The sequence below is a fragment of the Streptomyces sp. CB02056 genome, assembly GCF_001905545.1.
GTDB lineage: Bacteria > Actinomycetota > Actinomycetes > Streptomycetales > Streptomycetaceae > Kitasatospora.
This window is the reverse complement of the sequence record NZ_LIPD01000011.1, coordinates 136,128-156,141: the sequence shown is the minus strand read 5'-3', so window position 1 is coordinate 156,141 and position 20,014 is coordinate 136,128. Positions and strand designations below refer to the sequence as shown.

At 72.9% G+C, this 20,014-nt stretch carries 19 protein-coding genes; 5 read left to right on the top strand and 14 right to left on the bottom strand.

Annotated elements, in window-relative coordinates; genetic code table 11:
* Nucleotides 1–217 precede the first annotated feature (217 nt).
* Complete coding sequence (locus AMK13_RS28940) at nt 218–1,438, bottom strand: helix-turn-helix domain-containing protein (protein WP_074004739.1); 1,221 nt, start codon at nt 1,436–1,438, stop codon at nt 218–220.
* A 287-nt stretch (nt 1,439–1,725) separates the two neighbouring features.
* Between AMK13_RS28940 and AMK13_RS28935 the strand changes: the two genes are divergently transcribed.
* Complete coding sequence (locus tag AMK13_RS28935) at nt 1,726–2,994, top strand: L,D-transpeptidase (RefSeq protein ID WP_241853075.1); 1,269 nt, start codon at nt 1,726–1,728, stop codon at nt 2,992–2,994.
* A gap of 157 nt (nt 2,995–3,151) precedes the next feature.
* On the opposite strand, the gene AMK13_RS28930 is transcribed toward AMK13_RS28935, so the two are convergent.
* From AMK13_RS28930 to AMK13_RS28870, 13 genes are all read right to left on the bottom strand, one after another.
* A complete protein-coding gene (locus tag AMK13_RS28930) occupies nt 3,152–3,826 on the bottom strand; it encodes a response regulator (RefSeq protein ID WP_049649020.1) in 675 nt (224 codons plus the stop codon).
* 147 nt (nt 3,827–3,973) lie between these two features.
* The gene (mslH, locus tag AMK13_RS28925; RefSeq protein WP_074004738.1) at nt 3,974–5,296 is read right to left on the bottom strand and encodes a lasso peptide C-terminal Trp epimerase; all 1,323 of its coding nucleotides are present in this window, start codon (nt 5,294–5,296) and stop codon (nt 3,974–3,976) included.
* Nucleotides 5,293–6,015 (bottom strand): DsbA family protein, encoded by a 723-nt coding sequence (locus tag AMK13_RS28920; RefSeq protein WP_074004737.1) that lies wholly within the window; start codon nt 6,013–6,015, stop codon nt 5,293–5,295. The genes mslH and AMK13_RS28920 overlap by 4 nt, the downstream gene beginning before the upstream one ends.
* Before the next feature lie 3 nt (nt 6,016–6,018).
* On the bottom strand, nt 6,019–6,522 hold the full coding sequence (locus tag AMK13_RS28915; RefSeq protein ID WP_074004787.1) for a MauE/DoxX family redox-associated membrane protein: 504 nt from the start codon (nt 6,520–6,522) through the stop codon (nt 6,019–6,021).
* Nucleotides 6,523–6,530: 8 nt separating this feature from the next.
* On the bottom strand, nt 6,531–7,403 hold the full coding sequence (locus tag AMK13_RS28910; RefSeq protein ID WP_074004736.1) for an ABC transporter permease: 873 nt from the start codon (nt 7,401–7,403) through the stop codon (nt 6,531–6,533).
* The gene (locus AMK13_RS28905; RefSeq protein ID WP_074004735.1) at nt 7,400–8,365 is read right to left on the bottom strand and encodes an ATP-binding cassette domain-containing protein; all 966 of its coding nucleotides are present in this window, start codon (nt 8,363–8,365) and stop codon (nt 7,400–7,402) included. Before AMK13_RS28905 ends, AMK13_RS28910 begins: the two co-directional genes overlap by 4 nt.
* Nucleotides 8,362–8,793 (bottom strand): lasso peptide biosynthesis B2 protein, encoded by a 432-nt coding sequence (locus AMK13_RS28900; protein WP_074004734.1) that lies wholly within the window; start codon nt 8,791–8,793, stop codon nt 8,362–8,364. The genes AMK13_RS28905 and AMK13_RS28900 overlap by 4 nt, the downstream gene beginning before the upstream one ends.
* On the bottom strand, nt 8,790–9,053 hold the full coding sequence (locus AMK13_RS28895; RefSeq protein WP_074004733.1) for a lasso peptide biosynthesis PqqD family chaperone: 264 nt from the start codon (nt 9,051–9,053) through the stop codon (nt 8,790–8,792). Before AMK13_RS28895 ends, AMK13_RS28900 begins: the two co-directional genes overlap by 4 nt.
* Nucleotides 9,050–10,873: a lasso peptide isopeptide bond-forming cyclase gene (locus AMK13_RS28890; RefSeq protein ID WP_074004732.1), complete on the bottom strand. Its 1,824-nt coding sequence runs from the start codon at nt 10,871–10,873 to the stop codon at nt 9,050–9,052. Before AMK13_RS28890 ends, AMK13_RS28895 begins: the two co-directional genes overlap by 4 nt.
* Nucleotides 10,874–10,931: 58 nt before the next feature.
* Nucleotides 10,932–11,060, bottom strand: coding sequence for an aborycin family tricyclic lasso peptide (locus AMK13_RS28885; RefSeq protein ID WP_103079659.1), 129 nt, complete (start codon nt 11,058–11,060; stop codon nt 10,932–10,934).
* A gap of 126 nt (nt 11,061–11,186) precedes the next feature.
* Nucleotides 11,187–11,939 (bottom strand): ABC transporter permease, encoded by a 753-nt coding sequence (locus tag AMK13_RS28880; RefSeq protein ID WP_063780012.1) that lies wholly within the window; start codon nt 11,937–11,939, stop codon nt 11,187–11,189.
* The gene (locus AMK13_RS28875; RefSeq protein WP_049649023.1) at nt 11,932–12,834 is read right to left on the bottom strand and encodes an ABC transporter ATP-binding protein; all 903 of its coding nucleotides are present in this window, start codon (nt 12,832–12,834) and stop codon (nt 11,932–11,934) included. Before AMK13_RS28875 ends, AMK13_RS28880 begins: the two co-directional genes overlap by 8 nt.
* Nucleotides 12,835–12,955: 121 nt before the next feature.
* Entirely contained in the window at nt 12,956–14,089 is a 1,134-nt protein-coding gene (locus AMK13_RS28870) for a sensor histidine kinase (RefSeq protein ID WP_074004730.1), read from the bottom strand.
* Nucleotides 14,090–14,628: 539 nt separating this feature from the next.
* Here AMK13_RS28870 and AMK13_RS28865 point away from each other — a divergent pair.
* From AMK13_RS28865 to AMK13_RS28850, 4 genes are all read left to right on the top strand, one after another.
* Nucleotides 14,629–15,315 carry a response regulator transcription factor gene (locus tag AMK13_RS28865; RefSeq protein ID WP_074004729.1) on the top strand — a complete coding sequence of 229 codons (687 nt, stop codon included), beginning with the start codon at nt 14,629–14,631 and terminating at the stop codon, nt 15,313–15,315.
* 174 nt (nt 15,316–15,489) lie between these two features.
* On the top strand, nt 15,490–16,236 hold the full coding sequence (locus AMK13_RS28860) for a thioesterase II family protein (protein ID WP_074004728.1): 747 nt from the start codon (nt 15,490–15,492) through the stop codon (nt 16,234–16,236).
* The gene (locus AMK13_RS28855; protein WP_049649015.1) at nt 16,227–17,051 is read left to right on the top strand and encodes an SDR family oxidoreductase; all 825 of its coding nucleotides are present in this window, start codon (nt 16,227–16,229) and stop codon (nt 17,049–17,051) included. The genes AMK13_RS28860 and AMK13_RS28855 overlap by 10 nt, the downstream gene beginning before the upstream one ends.
* Before the next feature lie 36 nt (nt 17,052–17,087).
* Complete coding sequence (locus AMK13_RS28850) at nt 17,088–19,997, top strand: amino acid adenylation domain-containing protein (RefSeq protein WP_079272570.1); 2,910 nt, start codon at nt 17,088–17,090, stop codon at nt 19,995–19,997.
* The last annotated feature ends 17 nt before the right edge of the window (nt 19,998–20,014 follow it).

The following is a 20,014-nucleotide window of genomic DNA, read 5'->3' as shown; positions in this document are numbered from 1 at the left end:
GCCGGTCCACCGAGACCGCCGCCCGTGGGCCGTCCCCTCGCGGCGGCCCGCGGCCCGGGGAGCGCTCCGGCGTCCCCGGTCGATCCTCCCAGCGGCCCCCGGCCCCGGGCAGGCTCCCGGGACCGATCCCGGACCGGGCCCCTGGTCCTGGCCGGGGCCGTACCCCGGGGCCCCGGTCCTGATCGCGTTCCCGCCCCCGGCGCCGCCGTCGTCGCCGTTACCGCCGGGCCGGGGCCTGCTCCCAGGCCTGCCCGCCCGCCGGGTAGGCGTACAGCGGCCGGTCCTTCACCGCGCTGGTGCGGAACGGGGTGCCGTGGCCGAGGTCGACGGGCAGCATCCCCTTCCGGTTGCCGCTGGTCCACTCCAGTTCCAGGTACCAGCTGACGTCGTGGGTGGTGGTCTCGGCGGTGACCTCGATGACCGCCGGTTCGCTCTGGGTCACGACCACCGGCAGGCTGCCGCTGCCGTCGGCCACGACCGGGACGGGGCGGGCCGCGTCCAGGTCGATGCGGTAGGAGCGGGCGCCGACCCCGCCGGCGCAGCCCTCGCCCATGGAGTAGGCGTTCCAGGCGAGCGGGGCCGCGACCCGGGTGACCCGGACGTTGAGACCCGTCAGCAGCACGGTGTCCCAGCCGGTGCCCTGCACGGTGAGCTTGACCGACCGGGAGTGGCCCGGCACCGCGCCGACCTGGGAGGCCCAGCCCGCCGCCTCCGGCACGGCGGGCGGTCGGGGGACCTCGGACGGCGGGCGGTTGACGACGTACTGGTCGCACTTGGCGTCCCAGCCGGACGGGTGGACGGCGACGCTGATCGGTGCGCTGGTGCTCGGGTCCGCCCCGCCGGTCGCCCCGGACGGGCTCGCCCCGGCAGCGGCGACGGCGGCGGCGACGGCGGCCGCGGACAGCTGCGGGGACAGGGACGGGGCCGGGGATCCGGCGGACGACCCGGCGACGGCGGCGCGGGCGGGGTCGGTCTCCCCGTCCGGACGGAGCCTCAGACCGGTGACGACGACCCCGACGGCGACCAGCAGCGCGATGACCGTCACCGCGGCGAGGACGCCCCGGCGGCGGGTGCGCCGCCGCGGCGGCACCGCGGGGGCGCGGTCCGGGACGGGCTCCGGTGCCGGGGCCGCCTCCGGTACCGCGGTCGCGGGCGGTGCGGGTGCCACCGGCTCAGGGGCGGCGGTCGGCCTGTTCCCACGCGTCGCACGGACGACGACCCACAGCCGGTACAGCTCGACACGTTCCTGCGGCGTCGCCTCGCACACCCGCGAGAAGTGGTCCAGCGGGGCGAACTCCGTCGGCATCACATCGCCGTTGCAGTAGCGGTGCAGGGCCGACGTGCTCAGGTGCAGCCGCTTCGCCAGCGCTCCGTAACTGAGCCCCGACCGGCTCTTCAGCTCCTGCAGCAGCCGGGCGACCTCGTCCGTCTCCCTCAACTTCCCGATTCCCTTCGGCACTGTTCCTTCACCCGCCCCCGGCGGTCGGGCTCGGCACCGTCACGTCCCCCGCCCCCGCCCCCGACGGCTGTGGCGCGGGCTCCGGCAGACAAGCACGCGGCACGCCGTCCCACGGTTCCGCCATCCCGCGAACGCGTCCCAGGAAGCTTACGTCTTCCCAGCTCAGAGCGGGTACGGGCGTCCCCGGGTCCCTGATCGCCGGCTCACCGTTGTGGCCGGGACGAGCGGGCGGACAAGCTGGCGACCAACACCGAGAAGGAGCACCTGTGAGCACTGTTCGGGCGGCCCGTTCCGCCATACGCACCACCGACCGTTTCAACCGCGGCGCGGTGGCACTGACGATGGGCGGGGTCCTGCTGATGACCGCGGCCTGCGGTGACGAGCAGGGCAAGGGCGGTGAAGCGGCCGGCCCGGCGGGTGCCTCCGCCACCACCGCCCCCGGCGCCACCGGGGACGGGAACGCGAGCACGACCACCTCGAAGACGTCCGCCGCCGTGCTGGACGTCGAGCCGAAGGACGGCGCCCGCGGCGTCGCGCCGAACGCCCTGCGGGTGTCCGTCTCCAAGGGCAGGCTCACCACCGTCGACGTGACCGACAAGGACGGCAAGCCCGTCCAGGGCTCGATCACCCCGGACGGCACCGGCTGGAAGCCCGCCGCCGCGCTCACCCCCGGCACGGCGTACACGGTGAACGCCCAGGCGGCGGACGCCGACGGCCTGGTGGCCGCGTCCACCTCCGCCTTCACCACGCTCACACCCGAGAAGCAGGTGTCCACCAACGACAACATCGGCGACGGCCAGACGTACGGCGTGGGCATGATCGTCAAGGTGGACTTCAGCACGAAGGTCGTGAACAAGGACGCCGTCGCCAAGGCGATCACCTTCGAGACGGACAACGGCACCGAGGTGAAGGGCCACTGGTTCGACGACAACCGGCTGGACTTCCGCCCGGCCGACTACTGGAAGCCGGGCACCAAAGTGACCATCCACTACCGGCTGAAGAACGTCGAGGTCGCCCCGGGCGTGTGGGGCGACGTCGACAAGGACGAGCCGTTCAGCATCGGCCGCTCCCAGGTCTCCACCGCGGACGCCGCCACGCACCAGATGACGGTCGTCCGGGACGGCAAGAGCACCACCGTCGTGCCCGCCACGCTCGGCGACGCGAAGCACCCGTCGTGGGGCGGCACCATGGTGATCATGTCCAAGGAGAAGGTCACCCACATGAACTCCCAGACCGTCGGCCTCGGCAACGAGTACGACATCCCCGCCGTCCCGCACGCGATGCGGCTGACCAGGAGCGGCACCTACCTCCACGGCAACTACTGGTACGAGGGCGACCCCTTCGGCAAGGCGAACACCAGCCACGGCTGCGTCGCGCTCAAGGACACCGAGGGCGGCAGCGACACCTCCAGCGCGGGGGCGTTCTTCAACAGCTCGCTGATCGGCGACATCGTCACGATCGTGAACACCAAGGAGAAGACCGTCGCCCCCGACAACGGCCTGGGCGGCTGGAACCTCCCCTGGGCGAACTGGTAACCCCCACCCGCCCCGGCCGGCTCCAGAAGCCGACGGACTGCCACCGACCGCGACAGCGACAGCGGATCCGCCGTGCAAGAGGCCCCCGGGCCCCTCCTCACCACGGCGGCTCCGCCACGCCTGGGCGCGGCCTCGGGCAGGCGTCAGGCGTCAGGCGTCAGGCGGGCATGCCCGGCTCGGCGAGACCGCTCTCGTAGGCGATGATGACCAGTTGGGCCCGGTCCCGGACGTTCAGCTTGGCCAGAAGGCTGCTCACATGCGTCTTCACGGTGGGCAGGCTGATCACCAGCCGCTGGGCGATCTCGGCGTTCGACAGCCCGTTCGCGATCAGCACGAGCACCTCCTGCTCCCGCCTGGTGAGCCCGACGAGCCGCGGAGCCGGCCGCGCCGTCGGCCGGGTGCGGGAGACGGTCTCGATCAGGCGGCGTGTGACCGTGGGCGCCAGGACGGCCTCGCCGGTGGCGATGACGCGAATGCCGGCGACCAGGTCCGAGGGCGAGGCGTCCTTCAGCATGAATCCGCTCGCGCCCGCCTGGAGGGCCGGGTAGACGTACTCGTCCATGTCGAACATCGTCAGGGCCAGCACCCGTACGCCGGCCATGGTCTCGTCGGAGCAGATCTCCCGGGTGGCCGCGATGCCGTCCATGACGGGCATCCGCAGGTCCATCAGGACGACGTCGGGCCTGAGCTCCCGGGCGAGTTCCACCGCCCGGGCGCCGTCACCGGCCTCGCCGACAGTCTCCATCCCCGGTGTCGAGTCGACGAGGACGCGGAAGCTCCCGCGCAACAGCGCCTGATCGTCCGCGATCAGCACCCGGACCGCCTCGGCCATCCCGCATTCCCCGCAAACTGCTCATCGAGCCCTCGAAGTCCGCGATTCTAGCAGCAGCGCCTGTTCCGTCCCCTCAACTGCCGTTGAGCATACGGCCTGTTGAGGGCGGTCCGGCCGGGGCTGAAGGACCCCGGCCGGCCGCGCCCGTCACGATCCGTCGAGCACCAGCTCGCCCGTCCCGGCCTCCCCGACCGTCACCCCGGTGCCGTAGGGCTCCGCGAGCCGGACGACGTCGGCGAGGATCTCCCCGGCGACGACGGAGTCCGCCAGCCGGGGGCGGCCCCGGTGGTGGACCGGCCGGCCGAAGCCCAGGTCGACCGGGTGGAGGCGGGCGCCCACCAGGACGCCGTCGTCGAAGGTGAGCACCGGCACGAGCGACTGCCAGTACCGGCGATGCGGGGCGAACATCCGGCGGCCGTGGCCGCCGAGTTCGTCGAAGTACCGGCCCGGGGTGAGCTGCTCACCGGCGGAGACCTTCGCGTAGTCCTCGGCCGGCACCCGGTCGGCGAGTTCGATCTGGCTGACGATGTTCCCCAGGCTGTAGAAGATCGGCTTCCCCCGGTGGAGCTCCACTCCGCGCAGGTGGTGCGGGCCGTGCCCGACCACGATGTCGGCGCCCTCGTCGATCATCCGGTGGGCGAACTCGCGGAGGAACTCGCCGGGTGTCTCCGGCGTCAGTCCGGGCTCGTGGGAGTGCACGCTGACCAGGACGAGGTCCGCGCGGCGCCGGGCCTCGGCCACCCACCGGGAGATCCCGTCGAGGTCCGCCGGATCGCACCGGGTGGTGAAGCCCGGCGCGTCCGCGGTCTCGAAGCGGGTGCCGAACAGGTTGAGCCGGCCGGGCGAGGGCATGGCGGGATCGAAGCCGAGCAGGGTGCGCGCCTCGGCCCGCCGGTCCCGCAGCCCCGTATCGCCGTCGATCCCGCGCAGGACGTCCATCTGCGCCGGCGTCACCCGCAGCGTCGCGCTGTGCCGCAGCGGGCTCAGCCCGGGCCGGCCCGGCAGGTCCGGTGACGGGGCGGCCGCCTCCTGCCCGGGCAGGAACGTGGAGCTGCATGAGATCACGGCCAGGCTGCCGGCGGGACGGTCGACGTAGACCGGCCGGCGGGCGGCGGCGAGGTCGGCGCCGATCCCGGCGAACGGGACGCCCTTCGCGCGCAACAGGTCCACGGTGCCGAGCAGTCCGTCCGTGCCCAGGTCCAGCGCGTGGTTGTTGGCGCAGCCGAGCACCGTGAAGCCGGCCGCCGCGACCTCGTCGACCACGCCCTGGTCCGCGACCAGGCAGCCGCCGCCCGCCGCGTTGTGCACCGGGTGCCCGCGTCCGGTGGCGGGGACGACCTCCAGGTTGGTGAAGGCGAAGTCCGCTGCGCGCAGGGTCTCGCGCAGCCCGGCGGCGGCCGGTTCGGAGCTGATCAGCGCTCCCCGGGTCGCCATGCAGTCCCCGGAGAGCGCCACGGTCAGCCGGGTCATCCGCGGGCCTCCGTCACCGCGCGGGTGAGGGTGGCGACCGCGTCAGCCCCGGTGACCTCGACGCGTTTGCCGTTCACCGTGACGGTCGGGGTCAGCGCGACCTTGCGGGACGCGGCGACGTCGGAGACGTACCGCACCCAGGGCGTGTACGTGCCTGCCCGGACGCACTCCTCGAAGGCGGCGCCGGTGATCCCGGCATCCTGCCCGGCCGCGATCAGCTGGGCCTCGCTCAGGCCCGGCCCGCGTTCGGCGGGCTGCCGGTCGAACAGCACCGCGGTGTACTCCTCGAACCTGCCCTGCTCGACGGCGCAGGCCGCGGCGGAGGCCGCCCGGGTCGAGTAGCCCGCGGGGCTGCTGCGGTTGTCGAGGAAGGTGACCGGGTGGTAGACGACGCTCACGTCGCCGCTCGCCTGGAGGGTCTTCAGCTCGCCGGCCAGCGCCTTCTCCGTGTTGCGGCACTCGGGGCAGAGGTAGTCGAGGTAGAGGTCGACGCGCACCTTGCCCCTGGAGGCGAGCAGCCCCGCCTTGTCGTCCGTCGCCTGGGCGGGGACGGTGCCCGGCACCTTGTCCGGCATGGTGTTGCTCGCCCGGACGAGGCCGACGCCCACCAGCGCGGCCCCGACCACCACGACCGCGGCCAGGAGCGACACCAGCAGGGTGCGCCGCCGGCGGTGCCGTTTCCGCACCATCTCCCGCACCATGGCGTCCGTTGCCTGCATGGCCTATCGCTCCTTCGTGTCCAGGACCCAGGGGTCCAGCGCGTAGCGGGTTCGCGGATTCCGGATCAGGAGGACGGCCGCGGCGAGCAGGACCAGGTCGCGCGCGATGTCGATGACATAGCCGCGCACGGCTCCGTCCGTCACGGTGCCTCCGCTGCTGAAGCAGCCGCAGTCGATGGACAGTCCCCGGGCCCAGACCGAGGTGATGGCCGCGATGTACACCACCATCAGCACGGCCGCGCCGGCCGCCACCACCCTGGTCGCCAGCCCCGCGAGCAGCAGCACGGCGAGCGAGACCTCGATGAACGGCAGGACGCCGCCGACGAGTTGGGCGGTGTCATCGGGCAGGATCCGGTACAGGACGACCGTGCGGCCGGCCTCCGTGAGGTCCTGGACCTTCAGTAGGCCCGCGTAGCCGAGGACCGCCGCCAGCAGGAGCCGGGCCGCGGTCCCCGTCCACTCCCATGCCCGTACGGCACGCGCCGGGTGCACTCCGGTTCCGTTCACGGTCCCGCTCACCGCGACCGCGCGAACCGGTGGGTGGCCACGCCGAGCGCGGCGGCGGTGATCGCCACCAGCAGCCCGAGTTCCGCGACCACGGGCGGGTGCCAGTGCCCGAGCATCAGCCGGGTCTGCTCCGAGGTGAGGATGTCGGGCCCGGGCAGGGTCCGGCGGACCGCGTCGACGCCGTAGGTGAGGGGGTTCAGTTTGACCACGGTGTCGAGCCAGCCCGGCAGCCCGTTCGGCGGGAACATCGCGCCGGAGAAGAACATCAGCGGCATCAGGCTCAGGTTCACCACGATCTGGAACGTCTCGACCTGTCGGATCGTGACCGCGGCGAGCAGCCCGATCGAGGTGAACATCAGCGAGACGAGCAGCGTCTCCAGCAGGACGACCAGCAGCATCGGCGTGTACCGGATGCTCGCGATGCCTCCGACCGACAGGAGCATGAGGCCGTAGACCGCGCCCGTGGTGGCCCCGCCGAACGCGAGGCCTAGCACGATGCTGGAGCGCGGGAACGGCGAGACGAGCATCTGCCGGAGCATGCCGAGCTTGCGGTCCCACACGAGCGAGATGCCCACGGCGACCGCCGGCGCCTGGACAGACATGATCAGCGTGCCGGGGAACAGGAAGGCCCGGTAGTCGTTCAGCTGGGCCTTGCCGAGGCTGGAGGACGCCGCGTCGAGGCCGGTGCCCAGGACGACGAGGAACAGCAGCGGCGTCACCAGACCCATGATCAGGCGCACCGGGTTGTGCCGCAGTCGCGTCATCTCCCGCCGCCAGAGCAGCGCGTACGGCCTGAGGGCGAATCCCCGGCGGCCGGCGGTCGGGCCGGCTGGGGCCGCCTTCCCGGCGGGAGCGTCCAGTACGGTGTCCAGACCGCTCATCGCATTCCCTCCCCGATATCGCTGAGTGTGCGGGTCTTCGTCCCGCTCTCCCGGATCTCGGACCCGGTGTGGTGCAGGAAGACGTCGTCCAGGGTCGGCGAGGTGGTGGTCACCGAGAGCACGGTCACCCCGAGTCCGGCGCACAGCCGCGGCACCAGGGTGGGGCCGTGGGGGACCCTCAGGCGCAGTCCGTCGGGCGCGGGCTCCGTCGTCAGGCCGAAGCGCTCGGAGAGCTGTTCCGCCGCGAGCGTGTCGTCCTCGGTGCGCAGCACGACGAGGTCGGACCCGATGATGGACTTCAGTTCCGCGGGCGACCCCTCGGTGACGACCTTGCCCTTGTCGAAGATCGCGATCCGGTCGCAGTGCTCCGCCTCCTCCAGCTGGTGCGTGGTGAAGAAGACGGTGATGCCCTGCTCCTGGCGCCGCCTGCCCAGGTACTCCCAGACGGCCGCGCGGGTCTGCGCGTCGAGGCCGGTGGTCGGCTCGTCGAGGAAGAGGACCCTGGGGGAGCCGAGCAGGCCCCGGGCGATCTCCAGGCGGCGGCGCAGACCGGTGGAGAACTGCCCCACGGGGACGTTGCTGCGTCCGGACAGTTCCATCATGTCGAGCATCTCGGCGATCATTCCGCGTGCCTCGCGACGGCCGAGCCCGCACAGGTCGGCCTGGAAGCGGAGGTTCTCGGCCGCGGTGAGGTCCTGGTCGAGCGTCGACTCCTGGAAGACGATGCCGATCCGGCGGCGCACCTCGGCGGGCCGGCTCACCACGTCGACACCGGCCACCTCCGCCCGGCCCGCCGTGGGCTTGAGGAGCGTGGTCAGCATGCTGATCGTGGTCGTCTTGCCGGCGCCGTTGGGCCCCAGGAAGCCGAACGTCGCGCCGTCGGGGACGGTCAGGTCGAGGCCGTTGACGGCCGCGTTCGTACCGTAGTAGGCGTAGAGGCCCTCGGCCCGGATCGCCGTCATCGGAGGTTCCTCCTCTCGGGGCGGCGCACGGCCAGCACGGTCTGGAACACGCCCATCTCACCCGGTTCGTCCACCGGCCGTCCGTCGATCTCGACCCAGGCGTGGGCGGCGAAGGGCTGGGTGCGGAACCCCGTGCACCAGTCCGCCCATCTGCCCCGGGCCCTGCACAACAGGACGGTGGCGACGGACCGTTGGAGGCAGCCGAGGCCGGCGCAGCGCGTGCTGACCGAGACGACCGACCGTCTGGCCCGCGCCGTCTCGGCGTACCCGGCGGGCCGGGTGCCCCGGCTGATCACGCGCAGCACCCGCTGGAGCCGGGCCGGAGGCAGCCTGACCAGCAGCCGGGCCGCGCCGGCCGCGCACCTGGGCGCGATCTGGCGGTGCAGCGGAAGTCGCGGGGCCTGTTCCGCGACGGCGGGGGTGGTCACCGCGAGACCTCCACGAGGTTGGCCGCGCTCAGTCCGTCGACGAGGTCCATCACGTCCTGGTGGGCCTGGTCCCGGCTCACGGGGGCGGCCTCGGACATGAGTACGGCGAGCGTGTCGGGGGAGTCCCCGTCGAGCAGCTTGCGCAGGATGGCGGAGCCGGTCGCGTTCAACTGCCAGTAGCGACCCCGGCGTCCGTCGAGCAGTACCGCCCCGGTCTCGATCGGGGTGAGGGTGACGTCGCGGGCAAGGCTCAGCTTCATCTGCGTTCTCCCGTGTCCTGGAGGTGGGGCCGAAGGTGCGTCCTGAGCCAGCTCTCGCAGGCCACGGTGGTCTCGATCGGCTGGATGTGATGGGCCATCGGCCCGGGGTTGAGCACCGCGGACCGGAACTTCGCCGGGTCGATGAGGCCGAGCCGGGCGAGCTGCGAGTCCTCGCAGAGTTCCAGGAGCCGGGCCCGGTTGCGGGCAATGCCCCGGAACGCCTCGGCGCTGAACTCGCCCTTGTCGCGGCGGTCGAGGATGTCCGCGGGCACGAGACCCCGGACTGCGTCGATCAGCAGCGGCTTGAACCGCCCGGTCGCCAGTCGCTCGTCGATCCGGGTGGACATCGCCGCCTCCAGGACGCGGTCGTCGAGGAAGGGGGCGTCCCAGACGATGCCGCTTGCGGCGACGACGGTGTTGACCTGACGGACCGTCTTGCCCTCGAAGGCGATCGAGGCGAGCGCCTGGTGCCGGGCCCGGTCCGCGTCGAGCGGCTCGGGGGTCTCCCGAGCGGCGTCGGTGAGCAGCTTCCGGACGGCCGCCGCGGCGTCCGGCGTGGCCCAGGCCGGCAGGCGGGGCGCGAACACCCAGCCGAAGTCGGGCTCGTCGAGCGGCGAGGGCGGGTCGCTGATCCGGGCGGCGACCCGGGCGAGGCTCTGGGCGAACGTCGACCGGTCCGTGAGCGCCCGCACGGTCCCGCCCAGGGACCAGCGGTTGGCGAGCCGGTAGCGATTGAGCAGCTTCAGGCCGTTGACCGGCTGGGCACGGGCCAGCGACCAGGCGCAGGCGGGCATCCTTCCGAACAGCTCGTCCCCTCCGAAGCCCGTCAGGTGCAGGGTCGCGCCCTCGCCGGTGGCCCGTGTCGCCAGGTCCCGGATGTGTGCGAGCCCGGAGGCCCAGGTCGACGGCCCTTCCGGGGCCAGGTCCGCGTAGTCGGCGGTGTAGCCGACGTCGAGCAGGTTCTCGGCGCGGTCCGAGGAGAGCATGTGGTGCTGGGCCGACGGGAGCATGGCGGCGGCCTTGCGCGCCCAGGCGGTGTCCTCGTTGGCGCCGTCGATCGGCATGACGTGGTACGTGACCAGGTCGGCGCCGGCCGCGTCGGCGAGGAAGCAGAGCGAGGTCGAGTCCAGGCCGCCGGACAGGTCGGCGCTGATCGTCCGGTCCGGACGGATCCGGGTGGCGACCGCCTCGGACAGCGCGGTGCGCACGGCCCGCGCGCCCTCCGCGAGCGGGAGGCGGGCCTCCGGCAGGTTCCACCAGCGGATCTGCCGCGACCGACCGGCCGCGTCCAGTTCGAGCCAGTGCCCGGTGGCGAGCGCGTCGACACCCCGGCGGACCGGGCGCAGGGACAGCGGCCACGGCGCTCCGCCGGGTGCCAGGAGGCGGGCGGCCAGCAGCGTCTCGTCGAGGCCCGCGCCGGTGAGGCGCAGCAGCGGCCCCACGGCGCCGGCCGCCACGGTCACCCCGTCCACCACGGCGGTGAAGACCTGGCGCACACCGGAGACCGAGCCCTGCACTCGGACCTTGCCGTCCATCGAGGCCATCAGGTGGACGAGGCCCGGCAGGCGGGACGCGACGGCGTCGATGTCGTGGAGGGAGCGCATCCGCCCGAGTGCGGCCGTGGTGGCCTGCTCGTCGAGCCGGGTGCGTCCCAGGAGCGCCAGGCGCCGTGGACCGGCCTGGAGCACCGTCATCTCGTCCTGCTGCCAGTCGCCCACGATCCAGGGCCGCCCCGACGCGTGGTCGATCCGGTGTGTCGCCCGCAGCCGCGCGGCCGCCTCGGCGCCGGCCGCGCTGTCCGGAAGAACTACGAATTCCATGTCGTCTCGCTCCCTGGGGTGGTGCCGGTGCGCCTGAGCGCACCGGCACCCCTTGTGATCAGAAGAAGCAGACGACGGCGTAGCCGCAGCCGACGAAGTCCTGGCAGCTGCCGATGCCGAGGCACTTGGTGAGCTCGTCGAAGTCGCCGACCTCGTGCAGTGCCGGGGGCTCGTAAATGGCGGACATGGTTCCTCCCAGATGGGGATCGTCCGGGCCGACCAGTTCGGCCCGTGACATGTCTGGGAATCTACGCAGCGTCATGTCCCACGGTCATGGGTCAGGTGCCTCACGACCGTCCCGCCGCCCGTCCCGTCAACCGTCCCAACGCCGGTGGCGCAGCCAGCCGGCCGCCAGTGCCACGACGGTCCACGCGAGGAGGACGGCGAACCCGGTGAGCGCGTCGTCCGAGCCGACCGTGAGCATCCGCATGCCGGCCCGGTCGGGGAGGTACCGGACCATCTCCTTGGTCGCGCCGATGGTGGACAGGATCTGGGAGCCGGCGAGCACCATCGGGAGCAGGACGGCCAGCGGGACGACGGCGCCGCGGGCCGTCGAGGCCACGCCCGCCGCGAACAGGCTCATCATCGTCAGATAGACCACGGCGCCGGCGAGGGCGCGGGGGACACCACTCGTGTCGATGCCGGCGCCGTGGGGACCGAGGGCGAACTGCGTGAGCAGGTAGCCGAGGACGGTGACGGGGATCGCGACGGCCACCGCGGCGGCGGCGGTGACGGCCGCCTTCGCCAGGTAGAGCCGCCCGCGCCGGGGCACGGCGAGCAGCGAGACCCGCATCATGCCGGACGAGTACTCGCTCGAGACGAGGAGCACGGCGAACACGATCAGCGCCAGCTGGCCGTAGAGGACGCCGTCCATGCCGGTCTGCTCGGGGGTGAAGTCGGAGCGGAGCAGGGGGTTGTCCGACTCGATCGCCTTCCTCGCGGACCAGCCGCCCAGGGCGGAGAGGAAGAGGCTGGCGGGGGCGAACAGCAGCAGCGCGACGAACGTGCCGCGGACGCCGCGCAGTTTGGTGAACTCGGCCCGCATGGCCGCGGCCGTCTCAGACACGGGTGCTGCTCCCTTCGGGGCCGGTGAGCTTGAGGAAGGTGTCCTCGAGCGATCCCGTGTGGGTGCTCAGCTCTTCGAGCGGGAGGTCGCCCGCCGCGGCCAGCCGGTTGATCTCGGCCGCCGTCATGCCGTCGACCTCCAGGCTGCCGTCGTGCGCGAGGCTCAGCGAGGCGCCGTTCCGTTCCAGTTCCCGGTGCAGGCGCAGGGGTTCGGAGGTCCGCACCCGCACGTAGGTCCGTGCGTGGCGCCGGATGAACTCCTCCGTGCCGGTCTGGGTAAGCAGTCGTCCGCGGCCGATGACGACCAGGTCGTCCGCGACCACGGACATCTCGGCCATCAAGTGGCTGGAGACGAGGACGGTCCGGCCCTCGGCGGCCATCGAGCGCAGCAGGTCGCGCAGCCATCGGATGCCCTCGGCGTCCAGGCCGTTGACCGGCTCGTCGAGCACCAGGACGGGCGGGTCGCCGAGCAGGGCCGCGGCCAGGCCGAGCCGCTGTCCCATGCCGAGGGAGAACGTGCCGACCCGCCGCCGGGCCGCTCCGGTCAGGCCGACCGCCTCCAGGACCTCCGCGACCCGTCGCCGGTCGATCCGGTTGCTCTGCGCGATCCAGCGCAGATGGTCGGCGGCGGTCAGGCTGCGGTGCGCGACCGCCGTCTCCAGCAGGGCGCCGACCTGCCGGGCGGGGTACGTCAGTTCGTGATAGGGGCGGCCGCCGATGAGGGCGGTTCCGGCATCCGGGCGGGTGAGGCCGAGGATCATGCGCATCGTCGTGGACTTCCCGGCCCCGTTGGGGCCCAGGAATCCGGTGACGGCGCCCGGCCGCACCGTGAAGGTGAGGCCTGCCACGACGGTGGTCTCCCCGTACCGCTTGGTCAGGTTCTGGACTTCGATCACGGGACGAGTCTCGTCGGGCGGGCCGGCCGGCCGCATCGGTCCGGGGTCGGGATTCCGCGGCGGCCCGCGCGGGCCGAACCCATACCTGCGGATGAGTCCGGCACCCGGGAACGGGTCGGGCTCAGTACGGCAGTGTCACCACGATCCGAAAGCCGCCGCCCGGCCGCGGCCCGGCGCCGAAGGTGCCGCTGTGCGCGGCGACCCGCTCCTTCATCCCGACCAGGCCCATCCCCCCGCCGGGCACGGTGGGCCGGTGCCCGGGCCCGGGGCCCTCGTCGGTGATGTCGATCGTCAACGTGCCCTGGACGGCCGCGATCCGGACCCGGCAACGAGTGGGCGCGGCATGCTTGACGACGTTGGTCAGGGCCTCCTGGACGATCCGGAACACGGACAGCGCGACACCGTTCGGGGGCTCCTCCTCGTACTCGCTCCGCAGGTCGACGCGGACTCCGGCGGCCTCGGCCGTGCGCACCAGGGCCGGCAGGTCCGTCAGCCCCTGGACCGGCCGCAGGTCGCCGGCGCCGCCGTCCTGCTCGCGGCGCAGCACCTTGAGGGTGGCCCGCATGTCACGCAGCGCCCGGCGGCTGATGTCCTCGATCACCGCCAGGGCTTCCCGCGCCTCCTCGGGGCGGGTGGCGGCCACGTGGTTGGCGACGCTCGCCTTGATCGCGATCACGCCCACGCTGTGGGTGACGACGTCGTGGATGTCACGGGCGATGCGCAGGCGTTCCTCGGCCTTCGCCTGCTCGGCCGCGTGCTCGATGGCGCGCCGCAGGCTCTCCCGCCGTTCCCTGACCGCGGCCCCCGTCGCCCAGGTGGCGCCGAGGACGAGCACTCCGAGCACGACCTGTACGGCCCTGCTCCCGCCCTGGTACCCCTGCCCTCCCGACACCGTCATCAGGACCGCGCCGGCCGTGCACAGCCCGGCGACGAGGGCCACGGAAAGCCCCGGTCGCCCCCTCCTGGTGGTGGCCACCAGGTACAGGGCGTAGGCGGCGGCGAGGAAGGGGGTCGGCCCGACCCCGGCGACCAGCGCCAACCAGGCCGCGGTGAACGCGACCACGAACACCGGGACCGGCCACAGCCTCCGTACGACCAGCGGCAGCGCGGTGCCCAGGGACAGCAGCCACACGGCGGTGGCGCCCACCTCGCCGCCGTCGGCCGGACGCAGCACCGACACCTGCGGGAGGATCACGAACCCGAGCGCGGCCAGCCCGTCCAGTGTGATCAGGCGCCGACGAGGAGCATTACCCATGTGCCGAACGTAGGGGGCCGGTTCGAGGCGCGTCCAGTACGGGCGTGGATCAAGGTCGGCGTGTACCGCAATTCGCCCTGCGGGTGTACTGTCGCCCGCCGGCGACCAGGCCCATTGGTCCACACCATATGCCTGTCGACAATGCCCCCCCTGTCTCTGGATAAACATCCGTTCCTCGGGAAACAGTCGTCACCTCCCCGTTTCGGCCACCGTCCGCCGCGCCCGCACGGTGCCCGGCGCGGAGGGAGGGCAACTGGTGACGGGGCCGCGCCGGGCCCGTGGCCCCAGGGACTCCGGGCTCACCCGCGAGCCCAGGGGACCGCCGGCGTCCCCGCGCCACACCCGTCCGGCGAAGACATACCGGATGACCGGATAGTCACTCATCAAGCGGAACGATCCCTTGCAGTTAAGAGCGGAACTTGCGTTTCGATCATTCGTCTACCCATACTCGCTGGAGCACCGGACCGGCCTTTCTCCTGCAAAGAATGACGCACCGAAGAAAAACGAGCCGTACGACGTGCCAAACGGGGGACGTACAAATGGAGATCAACCTGTTCATCATCAGCGACAATCCGGTTTCACTCGCCGGACTGGAGACAATCATCGAACAGGATGGCAGATTCACACTCGTCGGCCGGGCCGTGGGCGTCCTCGACGGCATGCGATGTCTCGAGAACACCGAATTACAGCCGCACGTGGTCATCCTGGGCGAGCCGTCCTCGAAGAGGTCCATCTACGAGAACGCCCAGCAGATCGTCTCGACATACCGCCGCCACAAGACCAGGCCCAAAATGATGGTGGTGTCGCAGAACGACGACGACGACGCCGTCTTCACCGCCCTGCGCGTCGGGGTCAGCGGATACCTCTCGCACATGAGGTCCTCCGAGGAACTCCTCCACTCCATCGAGATCGTGGCCAAGGGGGGCGCCGTCTTCAGCCGGACCATCGCCTCCCGGCTCAGCCTGCATTTCTCCACCATGCGGATCCTGCCGGAGACGACCGGGCTGTCCGAACTGACCAGCAGGGAACTCGAGATCCTGGAACTGGTCGCCGGCGGACTGAGCAACCACCAGATCGCCCGTCGGATCTTCCTGGCGGAAAAGACCGTACGCAATTACGTCTCGCGGATCTTCGCGAAACTGGAGGTGCACGACCGGGCCTCCGCCGCCGTGCTGGCCCGCGACGCCGGTCTCGGAAAGGAGACGCGGGAAGTCCGCACCGCGTAGCACGAGTTCACCTCAGGCGTGGCATGACATAGCTCTGCCGAACGCGCCTGACCCGCAGGAAGAAGCTCCGGTTGGAGCGGGTGGCCGACGTCGGCCCCGCCGAGCCGGGGCTTCGGCGTGCCATGCCCGAAATGAGCATTCCGGCCCCATCGGAACACAAGGAGTGAACGAGTCGTGTCCCCCACCGAGTTGCCCCTCGTCTGCCTTCCCTTCGCGGGCAGCGGAGCCGGGTTCTACCGCGCCTGGAACGTCGCACCGCCCGGCCTCAAGGTCGTACCCCTCCAACTTCCCGGCCGCGAGGAGCTGTTCCTGGAGGAGCCGTTCACCGACGCGTCGGAGGCCGCCGCCGACCTCGCCCCGCGAATACTGGAACTCGTGGGCGGCGAGGCGCCGTTCGCGCTGTTCGGCCACAGCCTGGGTGCCGTCCTCGCGTACGAGCTGGCCCGCGAGCTGGGCGGACGATCCGGACTCCGCCACCTCTTCGTGAGCGGGTCCCCCGGCCCCGGCAGCGGGCGCGAGCGGCGGGCGACCGGGCTGGACGACGAGGAGTTCCTGGCCCGCGTCGGCGAGTTCGCCGGCTACCGGCACGCGGCCTTCGACGACCCCGACCTGCGGGAGCTGCTCCTGCCCCTGCTGCGCGCCGACGTGGCGATGCACGAGGACTACGTCCCCGCCTCCGACACCCCGCTGCCGCTCCCGGTCACCTCGCTGCGCGGCGCCGAGGACGGGCTCGTCTCCCGGACGCAGGCCGAGGAGTGGCGGAGCACCACCGGGGCGTCCTTCGACTACCGGGAACTGCCCGGCAGTCACATGTACCTGGTCGACTCCCCGGAGGTGCTGCTGGCCACGGTCGCGCAGGTACTCTCCGACGGCGGCGCCGCCCCGGCCGACCCCGACCGCGGAGGGTCGCCGTGCAGCTGAAGGGCAAGACGGCCGTGATCACGGGGGCGGCGCGCGGGCTCGGCCGCGCCTGTGCCGTCCGCTTCGCGGCGGAGGGCGCCGACCTGCTGCTGCTCGACATCGCCGACGACCTCCCCGGCGTGGGGTACCCCATGGGCTCGGCCGCCCAGCTCGCGCACACGGCCGACCTGTGCGCGCGGCACGGCGTCACGGTGCTCCCGGCGCACTGCGACGTGCGCGACCTCCGAAGGGTCACCTCGGTCGTGGCGGAGTGCCTCGACCGGTTCGGACGGCTGGACGTCCTGGTCAACGGCGCGGGGATCGCCGCGCCCTCCGGCCGCAGGGTCCACGAGATCACCGAGGACGAGTGGTCGCTCATGCTGGACGTCGACCTGTCGGGCGCCTGGCGGATGACCAAGGCCGTGGTTCCGGCGATGATCGAGCAGCGCTCGGGCAGCATCATCAACATCGCCTCGACGGCCGGTCTCGTGGGCTACCGGCACTTCGCCGGCTACGTCGCCGCCAAGCACGGCATGATCGGCCTGACCAAGGCGGCGGCACTGGACTACGCGCCGCACCGCGTCCGGGTGAACGCGCTCTGCCCCGGCTCCGTCCGGGACGACCCCCTGGTCGAGGGCCGGATGCTCTCCGAGATAGCGCGCTCGCTCGACGTCCGCGTCGACGAACACGAGGAGGTGTTCGTCCAGGCCCAGCCGATGAACGCCCTCATCGAGCCCCCGGACGTCGCCGGTGCGGCCCTCTGGCTGGCGGGCGACGACTCGCGCCAGGTGACCGGCAGTGTGCTCACGGTCGACGGCGGCTTCAGCGCCCGGTGACCGTGCCCGCCCGCCCCCTTCGGAGACGGAGATCTGATGACCGTACGCACTCCTGCCTGCCACAGCCTGGTGGTACGCGCCCGGTACCCGGTCGACCGGGAACAGAGCCGGACGTTGTTGGAACAAGAGAGCAGGGAACGGCCGGAGCTGGCAGGGTCGAGGCTGTGGACCCTGCCGCTCGCGGTGGACTCCTCGACCGGCCCCGGGCACGCCCGCGTCCGCCAGGAGGCCGAGCGGCCCCTGCACCCCTGCGGACCCCCGTTGCGCGCCGTGCTCGTGGAGTACGCCGACGGGGTCGTCGACGCGGTCCTGGTGGCGCGGCGTTCGGTGCCCTACGGCGTCCTCGTACGGCTGGCGGCGCTCCTCCTGGACGGTGAGCCCCTCGACGGCGACCCGCTGCCCTCCCTCGACACACCGGACGCACAGGACGCGCAAGACGGGTCGGACGGGGACACCACGCCGCTCACGGTGCCCTGGGGCCTGGGGGACCGCCAGGCGCCGGACCTCACCGCCGCCGCCGGGACGGTCCAGCTGACGGACCGTCCGGAGTGGCCCGGGGAGGAGCCGCTGGTGGCCGCGGCGGCGCTGGCGCTGGCGCGCTACCAGGGCGGGCCGGAGGCGCGCATCGCGGTGTTCGACCGCGCGTTCCGGGCGGGCGGTCCCGCGGTGCGCTCCGTCCGGGTCGACGCGGACGGCACGGTCGCGGACCTCCTCGCGGCCGGCACCGGCACTCCGCTGCCCGGCGCTGCGGTCGCGAGCGTGGGCGTGGTCCTCGGTGACGCCGCCTCCGGGACGTCCTACACCCCGTTCCCGGGTTCCGGGTTCTCCCTCCTCCTCCATCTGGAACGGCAGCCCGACGGCACCTGCGCCGCCCGCCTCCACCACGATCCGCGCACGGTGGCCCCGCCGACCGCGGAGTGGTTCGGACGGAGCGTCCTGCACCTGGCCGAGCGGCTGCGCACCCTGCCCGGGACGACTCCGACGGCGCGGCTGGGCCTGCTGGACCACGCCGCGGCCGAGGCCGTGACCCGGCTGGGCGGCTTCCGTCCCGCGGCCGACCCCGGCGAGCCCGCGCCCGCCGGGCCCGGGCCGGAGCGGCGGACGCCGCCGGAGACCATCGACGGGCGGATCGCGGAGCTGGCCCGGCAGCGGCCGGACGCCGTCGCGGTGACCGACGACGCGAGCAGCCTGACGTACGGCCAGCTGGACGACCGGGCGGAGCGGGTGGCCGCCGGGCTGCGCGCCCTCGGGGTGGGCGGCGCACGGGTGGGGGTGTGCCTGGAGCGGGACACCACGCTCGTCGCCACCCTGCTGGGCGTGCTGAAGGCGGGCTGCGCCTACGTCCCGATGGACGCCCGGTACCCCGAGGAGCGGCTGCGCTACACCGCGACCGACGCTCAGGTGCCGGTCGTCATCGGGGACCCGGCGCGCTTCCCCCGGATCGAGGGGGTGACCGTGGTCTCGCCCCAGGAACTGACGGACGCGCAGGAACCCCTGGAGACCGGGAAGACCGGCAACACCGACACGGCCGCCTACGTCATCTACACCTCGGGATCCACCGGCCGCCCCAAGGGGGTCGTGGTCCCCCACCGCAACGTACTGGCCCTGGTCGGTGCCACGTCCGCGGACCTCGGGCTCGGACCGGACGACGTGTGGACGTTCTTCCACTCCAGCGCCTTCGACTTCTCCGTGTGGGAGATCTGGGGCTGCCTGCTCACCGGGGGTCGGCTGGTCGTCGTACCGCACTGGGCGGCCCGTGACCCGGACGAGTTCCACGAGCTGCTGGCCCGGCGGCGGGTGACCGTCCTCAGCCAGACCCCGTCCGCGTTCTCCCAGCTCATCGAGGCCGACACCCGGGCGGCCCCGGGCGCCGCACCGCTCGCCCTGCGGCTGGTCGTCTTCGGCGGCGAACCGCTGAACACGGCGATGCTGGGACGGTGGTTCGCCCGTCACTCCCCCGCCCGGTGCCGGCTGGTCAACATGTACGGCATCACGGAGACGACCGTCCACGTCACCGCGCAGGAGGTGACCCCGCGCGAGGTCCTGGAGCGGTCCCGGTCCGTGGGCCGGGCGCTGCCCGGCTGGTGGGTGTCGGTCCGGGACGAGCACGGGCATGTCCTGCCGCCGGGGCCCGCCGGTGAGATCTACGTGGGTGGTGCCGGGGTGGCCGACGGCTACCTCGGCCGTCCCGAGCTGACGGCGGAGCGTTTCCTCGACGACCCGGTGACCGGGGAGCGGGTCTACCGCAGCGGCGACCGGGGCCGGCTGAGGCCGGACGGCCGGCTCGACCACCTCGGCCGGCTGGACAACCAGGTGAAGGTGCGGGGCCACCGGATCGAGCTGGACGAGATCACCTCCGTCCTGGCCTCGGACCCCGGGGTCGCCGACGCGGCGGTCGTCTTCCGGGAGGGCGAGGCGGGGGACCCGGCCGGCGCCCGCATCGACGCCTACGTGGTGCTCCGGGACGGCGGTTCGGTGGACCAGGTCTGGCGGACGGCCCGGCGCGTGCTGCCGGACCACATGCTGCCGGCCGGCCTCACCGGGGTGTCCGGCATCCCGCTGACCCTCAACGGCAAGCCGGACCTCTCCCGGCTCCCGGCCCCGTCCGCCGGCCCCGCCCCGGCCCCGGCTCCGACCGCGGCACCGGCACCGGCACCGGCACCGGCACCGGTCACGGACCGGGACGGCGCCACGGCGGATCCGGAGGCGAAGGGCGGCGACCTCGGGACCGAGATCCTCGCCGTGTGGTCCGGTCTGCTGGGCGTCGACGTGGAACCCGACGGCAACTTCTTCGAACTCGGCGGCAACTCCCTCCTGGTGGTCCGCATGCTGTCGGACCTGCGGCAACGGGGGCTGCCCAAGGTGACGCCGCGCGAGTTCTACGGGAACTCGACGGCGCGGTCCTTCGTGGAGCTGGTCCTCGGCCGCGTCGGGGAGGCCCCATAACGGTCCCCACACCAGCG